Origin of the sequence: Actinophytocola sp., from assembly GCF_050699915.1 — a bacterium.
GTDB lineage: Bacteria > Actinomycetota > Actinomycetes > Mycobacteriales > Pseudonocardiaceae > Actinophytocola.
Map to the genome: position 1 here is coordinate 18,960 of NZ_JBOHGA010000043.1, position 16,643 is coordinate 35,602.

At 72.0% G+C, this 16,643-nt stretch carries 18 protein-coding genes; 14 read left to right on the forward strand and 4 right to left on the reverse strand.

What is annotated here, in order from left to right; translation table 11 throughout:
• Positions 1-57 precede the first annotated feature (57 nt).
• The 5 genes from ACRDSK_RS10980 to ACRDSK_RS11000 all read left to right on the forward strand — a co-directional run bounded on the left by ACRDSK_RS10980 (position 58) and on the right by ACRDSK_RS11000 (position 3,412).
• Positions 58-762, forward strand: a complete 705-nt coding sequence (locus tag ACRDSK_RS10980) for a flavodoxin family protein (RefSeq protein ID WP_431440085.1) — start codon at positions 58-60, stop codon at positions 760-762.
• Between the two features lie 2 nt (positions 763-764).
• Positions 765-1,982, forward strand: coding sequence for a cation:proton antiporter (locus tag ACRDSK_RS10985; RefSeq protein ID WP_431440087.1), 1,218 nt, complete (start codon positions 765-767; stop codon positions 1,980-1,982).
• A gap of 33 nt (positions 1,983-2,015) precedes the next feature.
• On the forward strand, positions 2,016-2,663 hold the full coding sequence (locus tag ACRDSK_RS10990; RefSeq protein ID WP_431440088.1) for an RNA polymerase sigma factor: 648 nt from the start codon (positions 2,016-2,018) through the stop codon (positions 2,661-2,663).
• Positions 2,660-2,890, forward strand: a complete 231-nt coding sequence (locus ACRDSK_RS10995; RefSeq protein WP_431440090.1) for an anti-sigma factor family protein — start codon at positions 2,660-2,662, stop codon at positions 2,888-2,890. The genes ACRDSK_RS10990 and ACRDSK_RS10995 overlap by 4 nt, the downstream gene beginning before the upstream one ends.
• Positions 2,891-2,998: 108 nt before the next feature.
• Positions 2,999-3,412, forward strand: coding sequence for a hypothetical protein (locus ACRDSK_RS11000; RefSeq protein WP_431440092.1), 414 nt, complete (start codon positions 2,999-3,001; stop codon positions 3,410-3,412).
• A 3-nt stretch (positions 3,413-3,415) separates the two neighbouring features.
• Here ACRDSK_RS11000 and ACRDSK_RS11005 read toward each other — a convergent pair whose 3' ends face one another.
• Both ACRDSK_RS11005 and ACRDSK_RS11010 read right to left on the reverse strand, forming a co-directional pair.
• Positions 3,416-3,829 carry a PGPGW domain-containing protein gene (locus ACRDSK_RS11005; RefSeq protein ID WP_431440093.1) on the reverse strand — a complete coding sequence of 138 codons (414 nt, stop codon included), beginning with the start codon at positions 3,827-3,829 and terminating at the stop codon, positions 3,416-3,418.
• 40 nt (positions 3,830-3,869) lie between these two features.
• Positions 3,870-4,763 (reverse strand): LysR family transcriptional regulator ArgP, encoded by an 894-nt coding sequence (locus tag ACRDSK_RS11010; RefSeq protein ID WP_431440111.1) that lies wholly within the window; start codon positions 4,761-4,763, stop codon positions 3,870-3,872.
• 68 nt (positions 4,764-4,831) lie between these two features.
• Here ACRDSK_RS11010 and ACRDSK_RS11015 point away from each other — a divergent pair, with 68 nt between their 5' ends.
• On the forward strand, positions 4,832-5,431 hold the full coding sequence (locus ACRDSK_RS11015) for a LysE/ArgO family amino acid transporter (protein WP_431440094.1): 600 nt from the start codon (positions 4,832-4,834) through the stop codon (positions 5,429-5,431).
• Between the two features lie 9 nt (positions 5,432-5,440).
• Entirely contained in the window at positions 5,441-5,941 is a 501-nt protein-coding gene (locus ACRDSK_RS11020; RefSeq protein WP_431440096.1) for a GNAT family N-acetyltransferase, read from the forward strand.
• Here the strand turns inward: ACRDSK_RS11020 and ACRDSK_RS11025 are convergent.
• Positions 5,938-7,407 carry an alpha-amylase family glycosyl hydrolase gene (locus ACRDSK_RS11025; protein WP_431440098.1) on the reverse strand — a complete coding sequence of 490 codons (1,470 nt, stop codon included), beginning with the start codon at positions 7,405-7,407 and terminating at the stop codon, positions 5,938-5,940. The genes ACRDSK_RS11020 and ACRDSK_RS11025 overlap by 4 nt on opposite strands.
• Positions 7,408-7,473: 66 nt before the next feature.
• Between ACRDSK_RS11025 and ACRDSK_RS11030 the strand changes: the two genes are divergently transcribed.
• The 6 genes from ACRDSK_RS11030 to ACRDSK_RS11055 are packed head-to-tail and all read left to right on the forward strand — an operon-like array spanning position 7,474 to position 14,628.
• Positions 7,474-8,502, forward strand: a complete 1,029-nt coding sequence (locus tag ACRDSK_RS11030; protein ID WP_431440099.1) for a LacI family DNA-binding transcriptional regulator — start codon at positions 7,474-7,476, stop codon at positions 8,500-8,502.
• A gap of 28 nt (positions 8,503-8,530) precedes the next feature.
• The gene (locus tag ACRDSK_RS11035; RefSeq protein WP_431440100.1) at positions 8,531-9,823 is read left to right on the forward strand and encodes an extracellular solute-binding protein; all 1,293 of its coding nucleotides are present in this window, start codon (positions 8,531-8,533) and stop codon (positions 9,821-9,823) included.
• Between the two features lie 10 nt (positions 9,824-9,833).
• Positions 9,834-10,733 (forward strand): carbohydrate ABC transporter permease, encoded by a 900-nt coding sequence (locus tag ACRDSK_RS11040; protein ID WP_431440101.1) that lies wholly within the window; start codon positions 9,834-9,836, stop codon positions 10,731-10,733.
• Complete coding sequence (locus ACRDSK_RS11045) at positions 10,734-11,567, forward strand: carbohydrate ABC transporter permease (protein WP_431440103.1); 834 nt, start codon at positions 10,734-10,736, stop codon at positions 11,565-11,567.
• Between the two features lie 45 nt (positions 11,568-11,612).
• Positions 11,613-12,632 carry a glycoside hydrolase family 130 protein gene (locus tag ACRDSK_RS11050; protein WP_431440104.1) on the forward strand — a complete coding sequence of 340 codons (1,020 nt, stop codon included), beginning with the start codon at positions 11,613-11,615 and terminating at the stop codon, positions 12,630-12,632.
• Positions 12,633-12,642: 10 nt separating this feature from the next.
• On the forward strand, positions 12,643-14,628 hold the full coding sequence (locus ACRDSK_RS11055) for a hypothetical protein (protein ID WP_431440106.1): 1,986 nt from the start codon (positions 12,643-12,645) through the stop codon (positions 14,626-14,628).
• Between the two features lie 6 nt (positions 14,629-14,634).
• On the opposite strand, the gene ACRDSK_RS11060 is transcribed toward ACRDSK_RS11055, so the two are convergent.
• Positions 14,635-15,552: an endonuclease/exonuclease/phosphatase family protein gene (locus ACRDSK_RS11060; RefSeq protein WP_431440107.1), complete on the reverse strand. Its 918-nt coding sequence runs from the start codon at positions 15,550-15,552 to the stop codon at positions 14,635-14,637.
• Between the two features lie 214 nt (positions 15,553-15,766).
• Between ACRDSK_RS11060 and ACRDSK_RS11065 the strand changes: the two genes are divergently transcribed.
• Positions 15,767-16,603 (forward strand): hypothetical protein, encoded by an 837-nt coding sequence (locus tag ACRDSK_RS11065; protein WP_431440109.1) that lies wholly within the window; start codon positions 15,767-15,769, stop codon positions 16,601-16,603.
• The last annotated feature ends 40 nt before the right edge of the window (positions 16,604-16,643 follow it).

The window sequence follows — 16,643 nt, forward strand, 5'->3', positions numbered from 1 at the left end:
GGCCCGCCTCGCGGCACTGAACGGCTTGGACCCGTTCCACCGACCACGAGGAGAACCATGGCGAGCTACGCCGACCTGACCGCGCTGTACATCAACTGCACGCTCAAGCGCTCCCCCGAGCTGTCCCACACCCAGGGCCTGATCGACCGCAGCGCCGAGATCATGACCAAGAACGGCGTGTCCGTGTCCCACCTGCGGGCGATCGACCACGACATCGCCGTCGGCGTGTGGCCGGACATGACCGAGCACGGCTGGGAGCGCGACGAGTGGCCGGCCATCTACGAGCGCGTGCTGGCGGCTGACATCCTGGTGCTCGCCGGCCCGATCTGGTTGGGGGACAACGGATCGGTGACCAAGCTGGTGACCGAGCGGCTGTACGCGTGCTCGCATCTGCTCAACGACGCCGGCCAGTACGCCTACTACGGGCGGGTCGGCGGCTGCCTGATCACCGGCAACGAGGACGGCGTCAAGCACTGCGCGAGCAACGTCCTCTACAGCCTGCAGCACCTGGGCTACACGATCCCGCCGCAGGCCGACGCGGGCTGGATCGGCGCGGCCGGCCCCGGTCCGTCCTATCTGGACCCGGACTCCGGCGGCCCGGAGAACGACTTCACCAACCGCAACACCACGTTCATGACCTGGAACCTCATGCACCTGGCCCGCATGCTGAAAGACGCCGGCGGGATCCCCGCGCACGGCAACCAGCGCAGCGAGTGGGACGCCGGCTGCCGGTTCGACTTCGCCAACCCCGAGTACCGGTAGCCGTGCCCGAGGTCGAGTTCGTCAACCTCTTCGCGGTCGCGGCGATCGCGGTCGCCGCGCCGCTGCTGCTCGCTTTCCTGCCGCCGAGGTTGCGCGTGCCCGCGGTGGTGCTGGAGATCGTCGCGGGCATCGTGGTCGGCCCGTCCGTGCTCGGTTGGGTGGACGCGGACCTGCCGGTGCAGATCGTCGCCCTGCTCGGCCTCGCGTTCCTGCTGTTCCTCGCCGGCCTGGAGATCGACGTGCACCGGCTGCGCGGCACCGTGCTGCGGCTCGCGCTGCTCGGTTTCCTCCTCTCACTCGCGATCGGGCTCCTCGCCGGCGCCGGCTTCGGCGCGGCCGGCTGGGTGGCGAGCCCGCTGCTGCTCGCGGTCACGCTGTCCGCCACGTCGCTGGGGCTCGTGGTGCCGGTGCTGAAGGACGCCGGCAAGGCGGACGGGACGCTCGGCCAGACCGTGATCGCGGCCTGCTCGGTCGCCGACTTCGCCGCGGTGCTGCTGTTGTCGCTGCTGTTCTCCACCGCCGAGGGCAGCACCGGCAGCCGGGTGGTGCTGCTGGCGATGTTCGTCGCGACGGTGGCCGCGACCGCCGTCGCCGTCTCGCTCGCCGCGCGGTCCCGCAAGCTCGGCGAGACCCTGGTCCGGCTGCAGGACACGACCGCCGAGATCCGGGTCCGCGCGGCCGTCGTGCTGCTCGTCGCGTTCGTGGCGATGGCCGAGGCGTTCGGGCTGGAGAGCATCCTCGGCGCGTTCCTCGCCGGCGCGGTCGTCGGCCTGCTGGACCGGGACTCGTCCTCGCATCCGCGGTTCCGGGTGAAGCTGGACGCGATCGGCTACGGATTCCTGATCCCGGTCTTCTTCATCTCGAGCGGGCTGCGGCTGGACCTGGTCGGACTGGTCGACGACCCGGCCGCGTTGGCCAGGGTGCCGCTGTTCCTCGTGGCGCTGCTGGCCGCCCGCGGGCTGCCGGCGTTGCTGTACGGGCGGCTGGTCGACCGCCGCTCGGTCGCCGCGGCCGCGCTGCTGCAGGCGACCTCGCTGCCGTTCGTCGTGACGGCCACCCAGATCGGCGTGCTCACCGGGTTGATGTCGCCGGTGACCGCGGCCGGCCTGGTGTGCGCCGGGCTGCTGTCGGTGCTGCTGTTCCCGGCCGGCGCGCTCGCGCTGCTGCGGTCGGGCCGGCCGGCCCCGGAAGCGGCCGAACACCGGGTCGAAGGTCCATAGTGCCCGCCGCGCACGGACCGTATATTCGCCCGGGTGAGCCTGCCCCCGGACGGCATCCTCGTGGCCGCGCTGCGTGCCGGCGACGACACGGCGTTCGCGCGCGTGCTCGACGAGTGGTCGTCGTCGATGTTGCGGCTCGCCCGGTCGTTCGTCTCGACGCACGCCACCGCGGAGGAGGTCGTGCAGGACACCTGGCTCGCCGTGCTGAAGGGACTGGCCGGGTTCGAGGGCCGGTCGGCGTTTCGCACCTGGGTGTACCGGATCCTGGTGACCACGGCGAAGAAGCGCGGTGCGCGGGAGCGGCGGAGCATCCCGTGGAGCAGCGTCACGCCGGGCGACCACGGCCCGACCGTGGACCCGGCCCGGTTCCGCGGGCACGACGACCGGTACCCGGGCGGCTGGCGGGAGTTCCCCGCGGCGTGGGCCTCGCCGGAGGAGATCACGCTGTCGGTGGAGATCCATCGCGTGCTCGGGGAGATCCTGGACGAACTGCCCGAGCGACAACGCGTGGTGCTCGCGCTGCGCGACGTCGAGGGCCACACCGCACGGGAGGTCTGCGAGCTGCTCGACCTCACGCCGGCCAACCAGCGGGTGCTGCTGCACCGGGCGCGCGCCGTGGTGCGTGAGCGTCTCGCCGGCTACCTGACCGCGGCCACTCCGGTCGAGGGAGGCCGGCCATGACCTGTGCGGAGCTGGTGGAGCTCGTCACCGCCTACCTGGAAGGCGAGCTCGACCCCAGCACGGAGACCCGGTTCATCGAGCACCTGGCGGTCTGCGAGGGCTGCGAGCGCTACCTCGACCAGATCCGGGCCACGATCCGCGAGCTGGGCACGCTGGCGCCGGAGTCCCTGTCCGAGCCCGCACGCACGAACCTGCTCGCCGCGTTCCGGAGCTGGCACACCGGGTGAAACCCCGGAGACCCCTGGCTCGGGACAGGGGGTGTCCCCGATGTCGCGCGTCCACGGCCGCCATAGCGTTTGTGACGTACCACACAGACGGGCGCGAAGGAGCCGGCCATGAGCACGACCCAGACCCTGAGCGCAGTGCCGGCTCGGATCGACGACCGGTACGCCGACCTCGCCGACCGCCGGCTCGCCGCCGCGCTGTCCACTGAGGACGCCGCCGAGGAGAGCGGGCTGGACCCGCTCGAACGGACGACGTGCTACACCCACCGGCGCTGGCTGCACCACTGCGTGTCCTCGCCGCTGCACGTGATCATCGTGACCGGGCACCGCTGGTGCCGCCGCTGCTCGTGCGCGGTGAACGTGGCGATCGACCAGCTGACCGGCGACGTCGCGCTGACCTGCCCTAAGTGCCACCAGATGCCGCCGGGCGCGGCGAACCGCCAGCTCGTCCGCTGCTGCCGGGCCAGCATCGCCGCCGCACACGACGACCCGCCGGCCGTCCGGACGCTGCCCGAGGCCGCCTGACCCCTACCGCTGCGACGCCTCGCGGCGCGCCTTGACCTTGCGGTAGCTCCAGATCAGCAGCGCGTAGAGGATCAGCCCGGACAGGATCAGGCTCGACCCGGCGCTCCAACCATGGAACGGCAGCCAGGGCACCAGGCCCCAGGCGATCCCGGCACCGATCAGGCCCAGTCCCGCGCAGACCGACCAGGCGATGCGCAGCGGCGTGGACACGCTGTCCTCGGCCGCCTTCATCGCCCGGTCCCGGACCGGGTCGACGTAGCGCTCGAGGGCCGGGAACTCCGAGGCGAGGATCAGCAGCCCGGCGAGCACCACCAGCAGGCCCGGTCCGGGCAGGACGAGCAGCGCGATGCCGATCAGCACGACGAGACCGCCGGCGATCGCGATCGTCACCCGCTTCACGTGGTTCGTTGCGGCCATAGTGTTCGCCATTGTCGCCCGGTTCGCCGGTTCGTGCTGTTCAGCGTGCGCCGTCCAGCGCCTCGGCCGCCGTCGCGGCGACCGCCTCCGCGGTGGCGGCCAGCGCGGGCGAGTCGAGCTTCCACTGCTGCCAGTACAGCGGCACGTCGACCGCGCGCGCCGGGTCCAGCCGCACGAGCGTGCCCGCCCGCAGGCGCGGCTCCGCCTGCGCCGTGGGCAGCATGCCCCACCCCATGCCCGCGGTGACCGCGTCCGCGAAGCCCTCCGAGGACGGCACGTAGTGGCGCAGCGGCCCGGCGTCCCGGCCCCGTGTCAGCCGCCGCGCGAACGAGTCCTGCACGTCGTCGTGCCGGTCGAACAGAACCACCGGCACGGTGCCGAGCACCTGGCGCAGCGGGCGGTCGGCCAGCCACCGGTCCACGTAGGACGGGCTCGCCACCGGCAGGTACCGCATCCGGCCGAGCGCACGCACCGAGCAGCCCTGCACCGCGTTCGGCGAGGACGTCACCGCCGCCATCACCACGCCCTCGCGCAGCAGCGTCGTGGTGTGGTCCTGGTCCTCGCGGTGCAGCTCGAAGCACGTCCGCAGCTCCACCGGCACCCGGCGGAGCGCGGGTAGGAACCAGGTGGCCAGCGAGTCGGCGTTCACCGCGATCGGCAGCGCGGCCGGCTCACCGGAGTCGGCCATGCCCAGCTCCGTCCTCGCGTCCAGCTCGAGGCGGGCCAGCTGCCGGGCGAACCGCACGACCACCTCGCCGGACGGCGTCAGCCGCACCGGCTTCGTGCGCTGCAGCAGCACCCGCCCGATGCTCTGCTCCAGCGCCTTGACCCGCTGGCTGACCGCGGACGGCGTCACGTGCAGCGCGGCCGCCGCCGCGTCGAAGGTGCCTTCGTCCGCCACCGCGAGCAGGGTGCGGACCTGATCGACCGGCATCACGAGCGCTAATGATACGTAAGAATCCTTAGCTCGACTGTCTCCTGATGGCGACCTAGCGTGGCGGCATGCTGCTCGCCATGGCGGCCGGGTTCGGCACCGGCCTCTCGCTCATCGTGGCCATCGGCGCGCAGAACGCCTTCGTGCTGCGGCAGGGCATCCGCCGCGACACGGTGCTCGCGGTGGTCGCGATCTGCGCCGTCTCCGACGCCGTGCTGATCGCGCTGGGCGTGGCCGGCGTCGGGTCGGTCGTGCGTGACCAACCGGTGGCGCTCACCGTGGTCGCCCTCGCCGGCGGCACGTTCCTCGTCGGCTACGGCGTTCTCGCGCTGCGCCGGGTCTTCCGGCCCGCCGCCATGACGACCGGCGGCGCCACCTCGGGGTCCCGGCGGCGCACGGTGCTGACCTGCCTGACGCTGACCTGGCTCAACCCGCACGTGTACCTCGACACCGTGCTGCTGGTCGGCTCGATCGCCGCCACGCACGGGGCGCTGCGCTGGGACTTCGGCCTCGGCGCGGTGATCGCGAGCGGGTGCTGGTTCGCCGCGCTCGGCTTCGGCGCCCGGCTGCTGCGCGGCTTCTTCGCCCGGCCGGCGTCGTGGCGCGTGCTCGACGCCCTGGTCGCCGCCACCATGATCACTCTGGGCGTGTCACTGCTGGCGGGGTAGACAAGGAGCATGCGGATCCGCCCGGGCGACGTGCGCGACATGCCGATCCTGTTCGAGTTCTTCGACGAGGCCGTGCCGTGGCTGGTCGCCAGGGGCAGCGCCGGGCAGTGGGGCAGCGAGCCGTTCTCCGCGCAACCGCGCCAGGTCGAGCGGATCACCGCCATGGTCTCCGACGGCGACCTGTGGCTCGCCGAGTCCGGCGGCGAACCGGCCGGTGCACTGATCGTCAACGAGCGTCCCAAGTCCTACGCGCCGCCGGTCGACGAGCGCGAGCTGTACGTCATCCTGCTGCTCGTCTCCCGCCGCCACGCGGGCGAGCGAGTCGGCTCGCGGTTGCTCGACCACGCCCGCGAGCAGGCGCGCGCCCGCGGCATCGGGTTGCTGCGGTTGGACTGCTACGCGGGCGGCGACGGCGACCTCGTGCGCTACTACCTCCGCAACGGCTTCACCCCCTCGCGGACCGTCGACCTCGACGGCTGGCCGGGCCAGGTGTTCGAGCAGCGCCTCTAGCCCGCCAGCACCGCCGCCGCGCACGGGGCGAGCATGCCGTCCCTGGCCGGCTCTGTGGCGAGCAGGACCTCACCGCGCGGCACGCGGACCGGCGAGTCGGTGAAGTTCGCCTGCACGGTCAGGCCGCCGCGGCGGTAGGCCAGGACGCCGGGCGGCGCGTCGAGCAGCGTGAGCTCGCCGTCGCGCAGGTCCGGGTGCTCGCGGCGCAACGCGATCAGCCGGCGGTAGAGCCACAGGATGCCGTCCGGCTCGGCCCGCAGCACCTCGACGTTGCGGCGCGCCGCGTGCGGGGGCCAGGGCATCCACGGGTCGGGTGCGGCCCAGCCGTGGCCGGGCTCGGCCGTCCATGGCACGGGCGCTCGTGAGCCGTCCCGTCCGAGCGGGTCCACCCGCTGCTCCGGGGTGAGCTCGGGGTCGGTGAGGCCGAGCTCCTCCCCCGCGTACACGAAGGGCGTGCCGCGCAGGGTGAGCAGGACGCACGCCGCCACTCGGGCCCTGTCCTCACGGCCACCGTGGCGGGAGCGGTGACGCGGCTGGTCGTGGCTGGACAGCACCCAGGCGGGCGCGCCGGCCGGACCGTACGCCGCCTCCGCCGCCGCGATGCGCGACCGCCACGCCTGCGCCGACCACGGCGCCTCCATCAGCGAGAAGTCGAACGCCCGGTGCAGCTGCGTGGAGTCCACATAGGACGGCACGGCGGACATGTCGGCGAGCGGGACCTCGCCCACGAGGAAGTGCCCGTCCAGCACCGCCCGGATCGCGCGCAGCAGGTCGTGGGTGCGCGGGTCGCGGTAGCGGCCGACGAGGTCGTTCGGGTTCGCCGGGTCGAGGTCCGCCAGGTCCGGCAGCCTCGGGTCCCGGCCGATCAGGTTGACCACGTCCGCGCGGAACCCGTCGACCCCGCGGTCGAGCCAGTACCGCAGCCCGTCGAGCATCGCCGCGCGCACGCCGGGCGTGTTCCAGTTCAGGTCGGGCTGGGCGCTGGTGAACAGGTGCAGGTAGTACTGGCCGCGAACGGGGTCCAGCGTCCACGCCGGCCCGCCGAAGGCGCTCGGCCAGTTGTTCGCCGGCTCGTCGGCCCACCAGTACCAGTCGCCGTGCGGGCCGGCGGCGTCGTGGCGGGACGAGACGAACCACGGGTGCTCGGAGCTGGTGTGGTTGGGCACCCAGTCGAGCAGCACCCGCAGCCCCCGTTCGTGCGCGGCGGCGAGCAGGCGGTCGAACGCCGGCAGGCCGCCGAAGAGCGGGTCCACGTCGAGGTGGTCGGCCACGTCGTAGCCGCCGTCCACGCCCGGGCTCGGATGGATCGGCGACAGCCAGATCGCGTCGACGCCCAGCCACACCAGGTGGTCGAGCCGGGCGGTGACCCCGTCCAGGTCGCCCACTCCGGACCCGGTCGTGTCCAGGAAGGACCGCGGGTAGATCTGGTACACGACGGCCCCGCGCCACCACGGTCCACTTGACACGACCCTAGTAAAGCGGTTTAGTGCGTCCAGATAAACCGGTTTATGGCGACCGGGAGGAGCACCTACGTGACCGCGCGCCGCCCCACCATCTCCGACGTGGCCCGCCACGCCGGAGTGTCGAAGGGGGCGGTGTCCTTCGCGCTCAACGGCCGGGCCGGGGTGAGCAGCGAGACCCGGCAGCGCATCCTCGACGCCGCCGCCGAGCTGGGCTGGTCGCCCAACCACCGGGCTCGCGCGCTGTCCACCTCCCGGGCCTTCGCGCTCGGCCTCGTCGTCGCCCGCGACCCCGAGCTGGTCGGCGCGGACCCGTTCTTCCCCATGTTCATCGCCGGGGTGGAGAAGGTCCTCGCCGAGCGCGACCAGGCGCTGGTGCTCCAGGTCGTGACCAGCCCGGCCGCCGAGGAGGCCGGCTACCGGCGGCTCGCCCGGGACGGCCGGGTGGACGGCGTGTTCCTCGTCGACCTGCGCGAGGCGGACCCGCGGATCGCGCTGCTCGAGGAGATCGGGCTGCCCGCGGTCACCCTGAACCGCCCCGACGTGCCGACTCCGTTCCCCGCGGTGATCCTCGACGACCGGCCCGGCATCGCCGCCGAGGTCCGGCACCTCGCCGGCCTCGGCCACACCGCGATCGCCCACGTCTCCGGCCCCGAGCCCTTCCTGCACGCGATCGCCCGCAGCCAGGCCTTCGCTGACGCGATGGCCGAGGCGGGCCTGCCGCCCGGCCGGGTCGAGCCCGGCGACTTCACCGCGGCCGGCGGGCGGGCGGCCACCCACCGGTTGCTCACCGGGCCGGACCGGCCGACCGCGATCGTCTACGCCAACGACGTAATGGCCCTCTCTGCCATCGCCGTCGCGGCCGAGCTGGGCGTCCGGATCCCGGACGACCTGTCGATCACCGGCTTCGACGACACCGACCTCGCGGGCTACGTGCACCCGGCGCTCACCACCGTGCGCGCCGACGCCCGCGGCTGGGGGGAGGTGGCGGCGCGCACGCTGCTCGCAGTGATCGACGGAGAGATCGACGAGCAGCAGGTCGCCGACACCGCACTGGCACCGGCCGAGCTGATCCTGCGCAGATCCACCTCGGCTCCCTGACACGACCCCCAACGAGTTCGGAGACGCAATGAAGCGCACCCTGATCAGTCTGCTGGCAGTCGTCCCGCTGACCCTGACCGCGTGCAATGTGGACAGTGGCGGCGGAGGCGGCGACTCCGCCGAGTCCGCGGGCAAGAAAGGCCCGATCACCATCTGGTACTCCAACAACGCCGAAGAGGTGGCGTGGGGCAAGGAGATGGTGACCGCGTGGAACGACGCGCACCCCGACGAGAAGATCACCGCGCAGGAGATCCCCGCCGGCAAGACGGCCGAGGAGGCGATCGGCGCGTCGATCACCGCCGGTACCGCGCCGTGCCTGGTGCTCAACACCGCGCCCGCGGCGGTGCCGCAGTTCCAGAAGCAGGGCGGGCTGGTCGCGCTGGACGACTTCCCGGGCGCACGCGAGTACATCGAGGAGCGCACCGGCGACACCGCCGAGCAGTACCGCTCCCCCGACGGCAAGTACTACCAGCTGCCGTGGAAGTCGAACCCGGTGGTGATCTTCTACAACAAGAAGGCGTTCGCCAAGGCGGGCATCGACGCGGAGAACCCGCCGCTGGCCACCTACGACGAGTTCCTCGCGACCGCGCGCAAGGTCGTGAAGAGCGGCGGCACGCAGTACGCGATCTGGCCCGCCCCCTCCAGCGAGTTCTTCCAGAGCTGGTTCGACTTCTACCCGCTGTTCGCCGCGGAGACCGACGGCAAGCTGCTCGTCGAGGACGGCAAGGCGACGTTCGCCGGTGACGAGGGCAAGCAGGTGGCCGCGTTCTGGCAGCAGGTCTACGCCGAGGGCCTGGCCGGCAAGGAGAAGTACAACGGCGACGCGTTCGCCGACGGCAAGGCGGCCATGGCGATCGTCGGCCCGTGGGCGATCCCGGTGTACAAGGACAAGGTCGACTGGGGCTCAGCGCCAGTGCCGACGTCGCAGGGCAGGTCCGTCGAGGAGATCCACACGTTCAGCGATGCGAAGAACATCGCGATGTACTCCGCGTGCGAGAACCGCGCCACCGCGTGGGAGGTGCTGAAGTTCGCCACCAGCAAGGAGCAGGACGGCGCGTTCCTCGAGGCCACCGGCCAGATGCCGTTGCGCACCGGCCTGCAGGAGGCCTACCCGGACTACTTCGAGAAGAACCCCGCGTACACGGAGTTCGCGGACCTCACCGAGCGCACCGTCGAGGTGCCCAACGTGCCGAACTCGATCGCCATCTGGCAGGCCGTGCGCGACGCGTACAGCAACTCGGTGATCTTCGGCAAGGCCGACCCGACGCAGGCCTTGCAGGACGCGGCCGCCAAGGTGGACCAGCTCGCCGGCCAGTCCTGATCGGACACACATGACGCGCACACGTCCCCGGCGGCGGTCGCCGCTGCTCGGCCGGCAGCCGATCGGTCTAGCGTTTGTGACGCCCTATGTGGTGTTCCTGGTGGCGATCTTCGCCTACCCGCTGGGCATCGCGGTCTACATGTCCTTCTACGACTGGTTCTTCGCCGCGCCGGGTGCGGTGGTGGACCGGCCGTTCGTGGGGCTCGCGAACTACGCGGCGGTGTTCAGCGACCCCGCGATCCTTCGCTCGTTCCTGAACATCGCGATCTTCCTCGTGATCAACGTGCCGCTGACCGTCGCGCTGTCGCTGGGGCTCGCCTCGGCGCTCAACGCGGCGATCCCGTTCCGGACGTTCTTCCGGGTCAGCTTCTACGTTCCGTACGTCACGGCGAGCGTCGCGGTGGTCGGCGTGTGGTACTTCCTGTTCAGCTCCGGCGGGCTGGTCAACTCGATGCTCGGCGACCTCGCGCCCGACCCGTCCTGGCTCGTCAACAGCACGCTCGCGATGCCGGTGATCGCGGTGTTCGTGACGTGGAAGCAGCTCGGCTTCTTCATCCTGCTCTACCTGGCCGCGCTGCAGAACGTGCCCAAGGAGCTGTACGAGTCGGCGGCGGTCGACGGCGCGACGCGGTGGCGCTCGTTCCGGACGGTGACCGTGCCCGGGGTGCGGCCGGCGACCACGCTGGTGGTCCTGCTGGCCACGATCACCGGCGCGAACCTGTTCACCGAGCCCTACCTGCTCACCAACGGCGGCGGACCGAACGGCGCGTCCGCGTCGCCGGTGCTCGTCATGTACCAGCGCGGCATCGAACAGGGCCAGGCCGGGTTCGCCGCGGCCATCGGCATCGTGCTCGTGATCGGCGTGCTGATCATCTCGCTGGTCAACCGCCGGCTGCTGGAGCGTGACTAGATGACCCGCAAGGTTCACCCGCTGCGGCTGCTGGCGCTGGCCGTGGGCGCGCTGATGTTCCTGTTTCCCTTCTACTACATGCTCGTCGGGAGTCTGCAGTCCGAACCGGACAGCTCACCGGGCGGCGCGTTGCCCAACCCCGGCAACCTGACCTTCGACAACTACGGCGACATCGACGAGCGGATCGACCTCGGCACGGCGTTGGTCAACTCCGGGATCTTCACCGGCGGCGTGCTGCTGTGCACGGTCGTGTTCGGCGTACTGGCCGGCTACGCGCTCGCCCGGCTGCACTTCCGCGGTCGCTCGCTGCTGTTCAACCTCATGCTGCTGGTGCAGGTGATCCCGTTCCAGCTGCTGACGATCCCGCTCTACGTGCTCATCGTGCGCACCTACGGGCTCGGCGACTCCCACCTCGGGATGATCCTGCCGTTCGCGATCAACTCGACCGCCGTGTTCGTGTTCCGGCAGTACTTCCTGCAGCTGCCCCGCGAGCTGTTCGAGGCCGCCCAGGTGGACGGTGCGAGCGAGCTGTCGATCCTGTTCCGGATCGCGCTGCCGCTCGTGAAGCCGGCCCTGCTGACCGCGGTGCTGTTGACGTTCATCGGGCCGTGGAACGAGTTCCTCTGGCCGTTCCTGATCACGAAGCAGGCGGACATGCAGCCGCTGGCGGTGGCGCTCGCCAACTACATGAGCAACGTCGCCGCGCGGGCGGCCAACCCGTTCGGCGCGCTGCTCGCCGGCGCCTGCGTACTGGCCGGACCGGTGATCGTGCTGTTCGTGATCTTCCAACGCCGCTTCGTCGCGACCGACCTCGGATCCAGTGTGAAGGGCTGATCTTCGTTGACTCCTCCGTACACCCTGACCCGTATCGGCGTGCTCATGTCCCCCGAGCCCGGCAACGAGCTCGAGGCCGAGGGCGTGCTGAACCCGGCGAGCGGGATCGGCCCGGACGGCCGGCTCTACCTGCTGCCGCGGCTGGTCGCCGCGGGCAACGTCTCCCGCGTCGGGCTGGCCGAGGTCGAGCTCGTCGACGGCGTGCCGGCCGGGGTGTCCCGCCGGGGTGTCGTGCTCGCGCCCGACGAGGGCTGGGAGCGGGGCAAGCACAACGCCGGCGTGGAGGACCCGCGGGTCACCTGGATCCCGCGGCTCGGCGTGCACGTGATGACCTACGTGGCCTACGGGCCGCTCGGGCCGAAGCTGGCGCTGGCCGTGTCGAAGGACCTGACCGAGTGGCGCCGGCTCGGCCCGATCCACTTCCGCTACCAACCCGGCCTGGACACCGACCTGAACCTGTTCCCCAACAAGGACGCGGTGTTCTTCCCCGAACCGGTGCCCGGCCCCGACGGCGAGCCCGCGTACGCGATGCTCCACCGGCCGATGTGGGACCTCGGCTGGTTCCGCGAGGGCGAGGGCGTGCACCTGCCGGCCGGGGTGACCGACGAGCGCCCCGGCATCTGGGTGTCCTACGTCCCGGCCGCCGACGTCGAGCGGGACCTCGACGCCCTTGTCCGGCAAGGAGACCACCGGCTGGTCGCGCTGTCCGAGCACGGCTTCGAGGCGCTCAAGATCGGCGCCGGGCCGGCCCCGATCCGGGTCGACGAGGGTTGGCTGGTGCTGCACCACGGCGTCACCGGGGCCATCGACGACCCGTGGCAGCCGCAGCAGCAGCGGGTGTCCTACGCGGCCGGCGCACTGATCCTGGATCCGACCGACGTGAGCCGCGTGCTGGACCGCTCGACCGAACCGATGCTCACCGCCGAGACCGACGACGAGAAGGCGGGCACCGTGCCGAACGTCGTCTTCCCCACCGCCATCGAGGAGATCGACGGCGTCCGCTACGTGTTCTACGGCATGGCCGACACCAAGATCGGCGTCGCCCGGCTCGACCGGGTTCCCTGAGGAGCTTCCCATGCGCTTACCTGCCCTCGCCGTCACCGTCCTCATCGGACTGTCCGTCGTCGCCCCCGTGTCCGCGGTCGCCGAGCCGGCGACCGGACCGCTGACCAACCTCGCCCACCTCGACTTCCTCGGCAACACCGTCACCCCGCCCGCGCAGGCGGGCCACACCACCTACCGACTGGGCACCGAGCCGTCGATGGGCGTGCTGTGGACCTACGCCGACCGCCGCGAGGACGGGCACTACGACCGGATCGGCGGCGGCGAGTACGACCCGGAGACGGACACCTACTCGCAGGGCGCGTTCAACGCCGACGACGTCTCCCGCGCCGCGGTCGTCTACTTGCGACACTGGCGGCAGACCGGTGCGGACACCAGCCGGGAGCACGCCTACCAGCTGCTGCGCGGACTGACCTACCTGCAGACCACCGACGGTCGCAACGCCGGCAACGTGGTGCTGTGGATGCAGCCCGACGGCGCGCTCAACCCGAGCGCCGAGCCGGTGGAGCTGCCCGACCCGTCCGACTCCGGCCCGTCGTACTGGCTGGCGCGCACGATCTGGGCGCTGGGTGAGGGCTACGCGGCGTTCCGCGGCACCGACTTCGGCAGGTTCCTGCGCGACCGCCTCGATCTCGCGATCGCGGCACTGGACCGGCAGGTGCTGGCGAAGTACGGGCAGTGGCAGCTGGTCGACGGCGTGCGCGTGCCGGCGTGGCTCGTCGTCGACGGCGCGGACGCGTCGGCGGAGGCAGTACTGGGGCTCGCGGCGTACGTGTCGGCCGGCGGCGGCGCCGCGGCACGCACGGCGCTGTCCCGCTTGGCCGAGGGTGTCGCGGCCATGGGATCGGATGTGGGCTCGGGTGACCGGGCGGGACACTGGCCGTACGGCGCGATCCTGCCGTGGGCACTGTCCCGTTCGGACTGGCACGGGTGGGCCTCGCAGATGCCGGCCGCGCTGGCCCGCGCGTCCGCCGTGCTGCACCGGTCCGACCTGGCCCGGCCGGCGGTCGCGGACGCGGCGACGTTCACCCCGTACCTGCTGGCCGCGGGCGGGCCGGACAACGGCTGGCTGCCCGCGCCGGTGGACCGCACGCAGATCGCCTACGGCGTGGACTCGCGCGTGCAGTCGCTGGCCGCCGTGGCCGAGCTCACCGGCAGCTCCGGGCTGCGCGAGCTCGCCGGGATCAGCGCCGGCTGGTTCCTCGGGGCCAACGCCTCGGGCGAGCCGACCTACGACCCGGCCACCGGCCGTACGGCGGACGGGGTGAGCGGCGACGGCGTGGTGAACCGGAACTCCGGTGCGGAGTCCACGATCCACGGGCTGCTCACGATGCTGGCCCTGGACGCGTCGCCGTCGTTGGCGCGGGCGGCGCGCGCCGCGTCCGGGGTCGCCGATCGTGAGCAGCCCGTGCTCGTCGAGGGCGAGACGGCCACCGGCGGCGCGGTCGTGACGCCGGAGTCGGCCTGGACGGGCGAGTCGCAGTGGAGCGGCGGGAGCTACCTGCGGCTCGGCGCGGGCGAGCGTGCCAAGTGGACGGTGCCGGCAGGTGGTCAACCACGACTGGTGGCTGCCGTGGTGGACCGCGTGCCCGGACACGGCCGCACGACGTGGGCCGCGAGCGGGACGCGCCTGGGGACCGTCGACCACGATGGCCACCCACAGGGTGCCTCACCGGCGCCGGGCGCGCTGCTGCCGGTCACGCTGCCCACTCCCCTGCCGGCGACCGCCACCTCCGTCACCACCACGGCGACCGGAGAGTCCACAGTGGACGCACTGCTGCTGCGCCCCGAGGTGACGCACGTGGTGTACGAGCGCGCGGCCGTGCTGCAGAGCGCGGCCTCGGGCACCCGGACGCACGCCGTCCCGGTGCCGGCCGGTGCGCGGGCGACCGTGCTCACCTACGACGGCAAGGGAAGGCTCGTCGGCCGGACCACGGCGACCGGGCCCACGGTGCGGGCCCGCGTGGTGGCGGGCGGGTTCACGCTGCTGCGGTGGTGACGCGCCTCAGCGGAGGGTGAACAGAGCCTGCACCGGCAGGTGGTCGGACGGGTACTGGCCGTTGACGGCGAAGGTGTTCAGCCCCGCTGCCGCGACCGACGCCGCGCCCCTGGTCAGGATCCAGTCGACCCGGGAGCCGCCCGGCTGCAGGCCCCGGTAGCCGTGCCAGGTGTGGTAGACCGGGCTGCGCCTCGTCTTGGCGGCGGTCCAGGTGTCGGCCATGCCGGCGTCGATGAGCGTCTCGAACGGCCTGGAGTCCCCCGCCCCGATGTTGAAGTCACCGGTGACGATCACGGGCACGTCCGGGGGGAACGCCTCGATGCGGTCGCGGATCAGGTCGGCTGCCCGATCGCGGGCGTACGCGGACTCGTCGTCGAGGTGGGTGTTGAGGACGACGAGCTCGCCGCCCGTCGTCCGGTCGTGGAAGCGGACCCAGGTGACCATGCGGATGTAGTCGGCGCCCCAGGTGTTGGAGCCGATCACGTCGGACGTGTCGGAGAGCCAGAAGTGGTCGTACTCCAACGGGTCGAGTCTCCTGCTGTCGAAGTAGACCGCCATGTACTCGTCTTCGCTGCCGCCCTTGCGGCCCTCGCCGATCCACTCGTAGTGCGCCGGCAGGTCGTGGTCGATGTCGCGCAGCTGGCGCCACAGCCCTTCCTGGGTGCCGATGATCGTCGGTTGCTCGCGGCGCAGCAGCTCGGCCGTGACCGGGCGCCGCTTCGACCACGGCTGGGAGTCGCGCGCCGCGGCGAACCGCAGGTTGAACGACATCACGTGCAGCGCCTTGCCGCTGGCCGGACCGATGAGCGGCCGCCCCCGGTCCGCCTGCGCGGAAGGTGACGGCGAGGTCTGGCTCGCGTCCTCCTTCGCCGGTCCCCCTGTCGTCGTGAGGGCGACCACCACGCCGATCCCGAGCAAGACCACGCACGCCAGCACTAGCAGGCGACGCCGCCGGCGAGGCATGCGCACCCTCCGATCACTCGGTGTCCAATCGATCTGTGAACCATTGTTCCACTATCGGGTGATCTTTCGTGTCACGACGAGAGAGGTCGTAACGGTCACCGCGCCGACCACGAGTTACGAACCGATGTGCCGGCGCGGGGATCGGCTTCCGCGATCGCAAAATGGAGCGTTCATCATGAACCTGCCTCGCATCGCCGCCCTCGGACTGGCCGTCGCCGCGGCCCTGCTCGTCGTGCCGTCCGCGGCCGTCGCCGCGCCGCCCGACTCCAGCGCCGTCTCGGTCAGCCCCACCTCGATCGACCGGGGCGAGACCTTCACCGTCACGCAGGAGGTCTACAACCCCAGGGACTTCACGATCATCGGCGCGCGGCCGACCCTGACCGGTATCGGCGGCGTCGCCGAAATCGTGTCCTGCGAGGGCAGTCTGCTCCCCTGCAACGACTTCCTCGGCGGTTTCCGCTCGTACGTCGGTGACCTCGTACCGGACGCCGGCGCCACGGTCACCTGGACGCTGCGGATCAAGGACGACGCCGCCCTCGGAGACGTGCGGCTGCGCCACTCGCTCGACAGCGAGAACTTCGGCTTCCCGACGCTGGACGGGCCACTGCTGACGATCACCTCGCCGGACGCCGACCTCGGCGTGACGATCACCGCCACGCCGCGTGGGATCCTCACCTCGCGGATCGAGTACTCGATCCGCGTGCGGAACGCCGGCCCCGCGGACGCGACCGACATCCGGCTCGTCGCGACCTACGCCGCCGGGCTGCAGTTCGCCGGCTCGACCAGCTGCGCGCGGGTCGGCACCACCCGGACGGTCGGCTGCGACCTCGCCGCGCTGGCCGCGGGCACCAGCCGGACCGTCACGTTCGCCGCCCGCGCCGGGTTGCTCACCATCGGCTCGCTGACCACCACGGTCCAGCGGCAGCAGAGCACACCGACCGACCCCGAGGCGGCCAACGACCACGCGAGCATGACGTGCTCGGCCCTCACCGGTCTGCTCGTGCGCTGCTGACAGCTGCCGAGAGTCGTGGCGGGCTCGTGCGACACGAGCC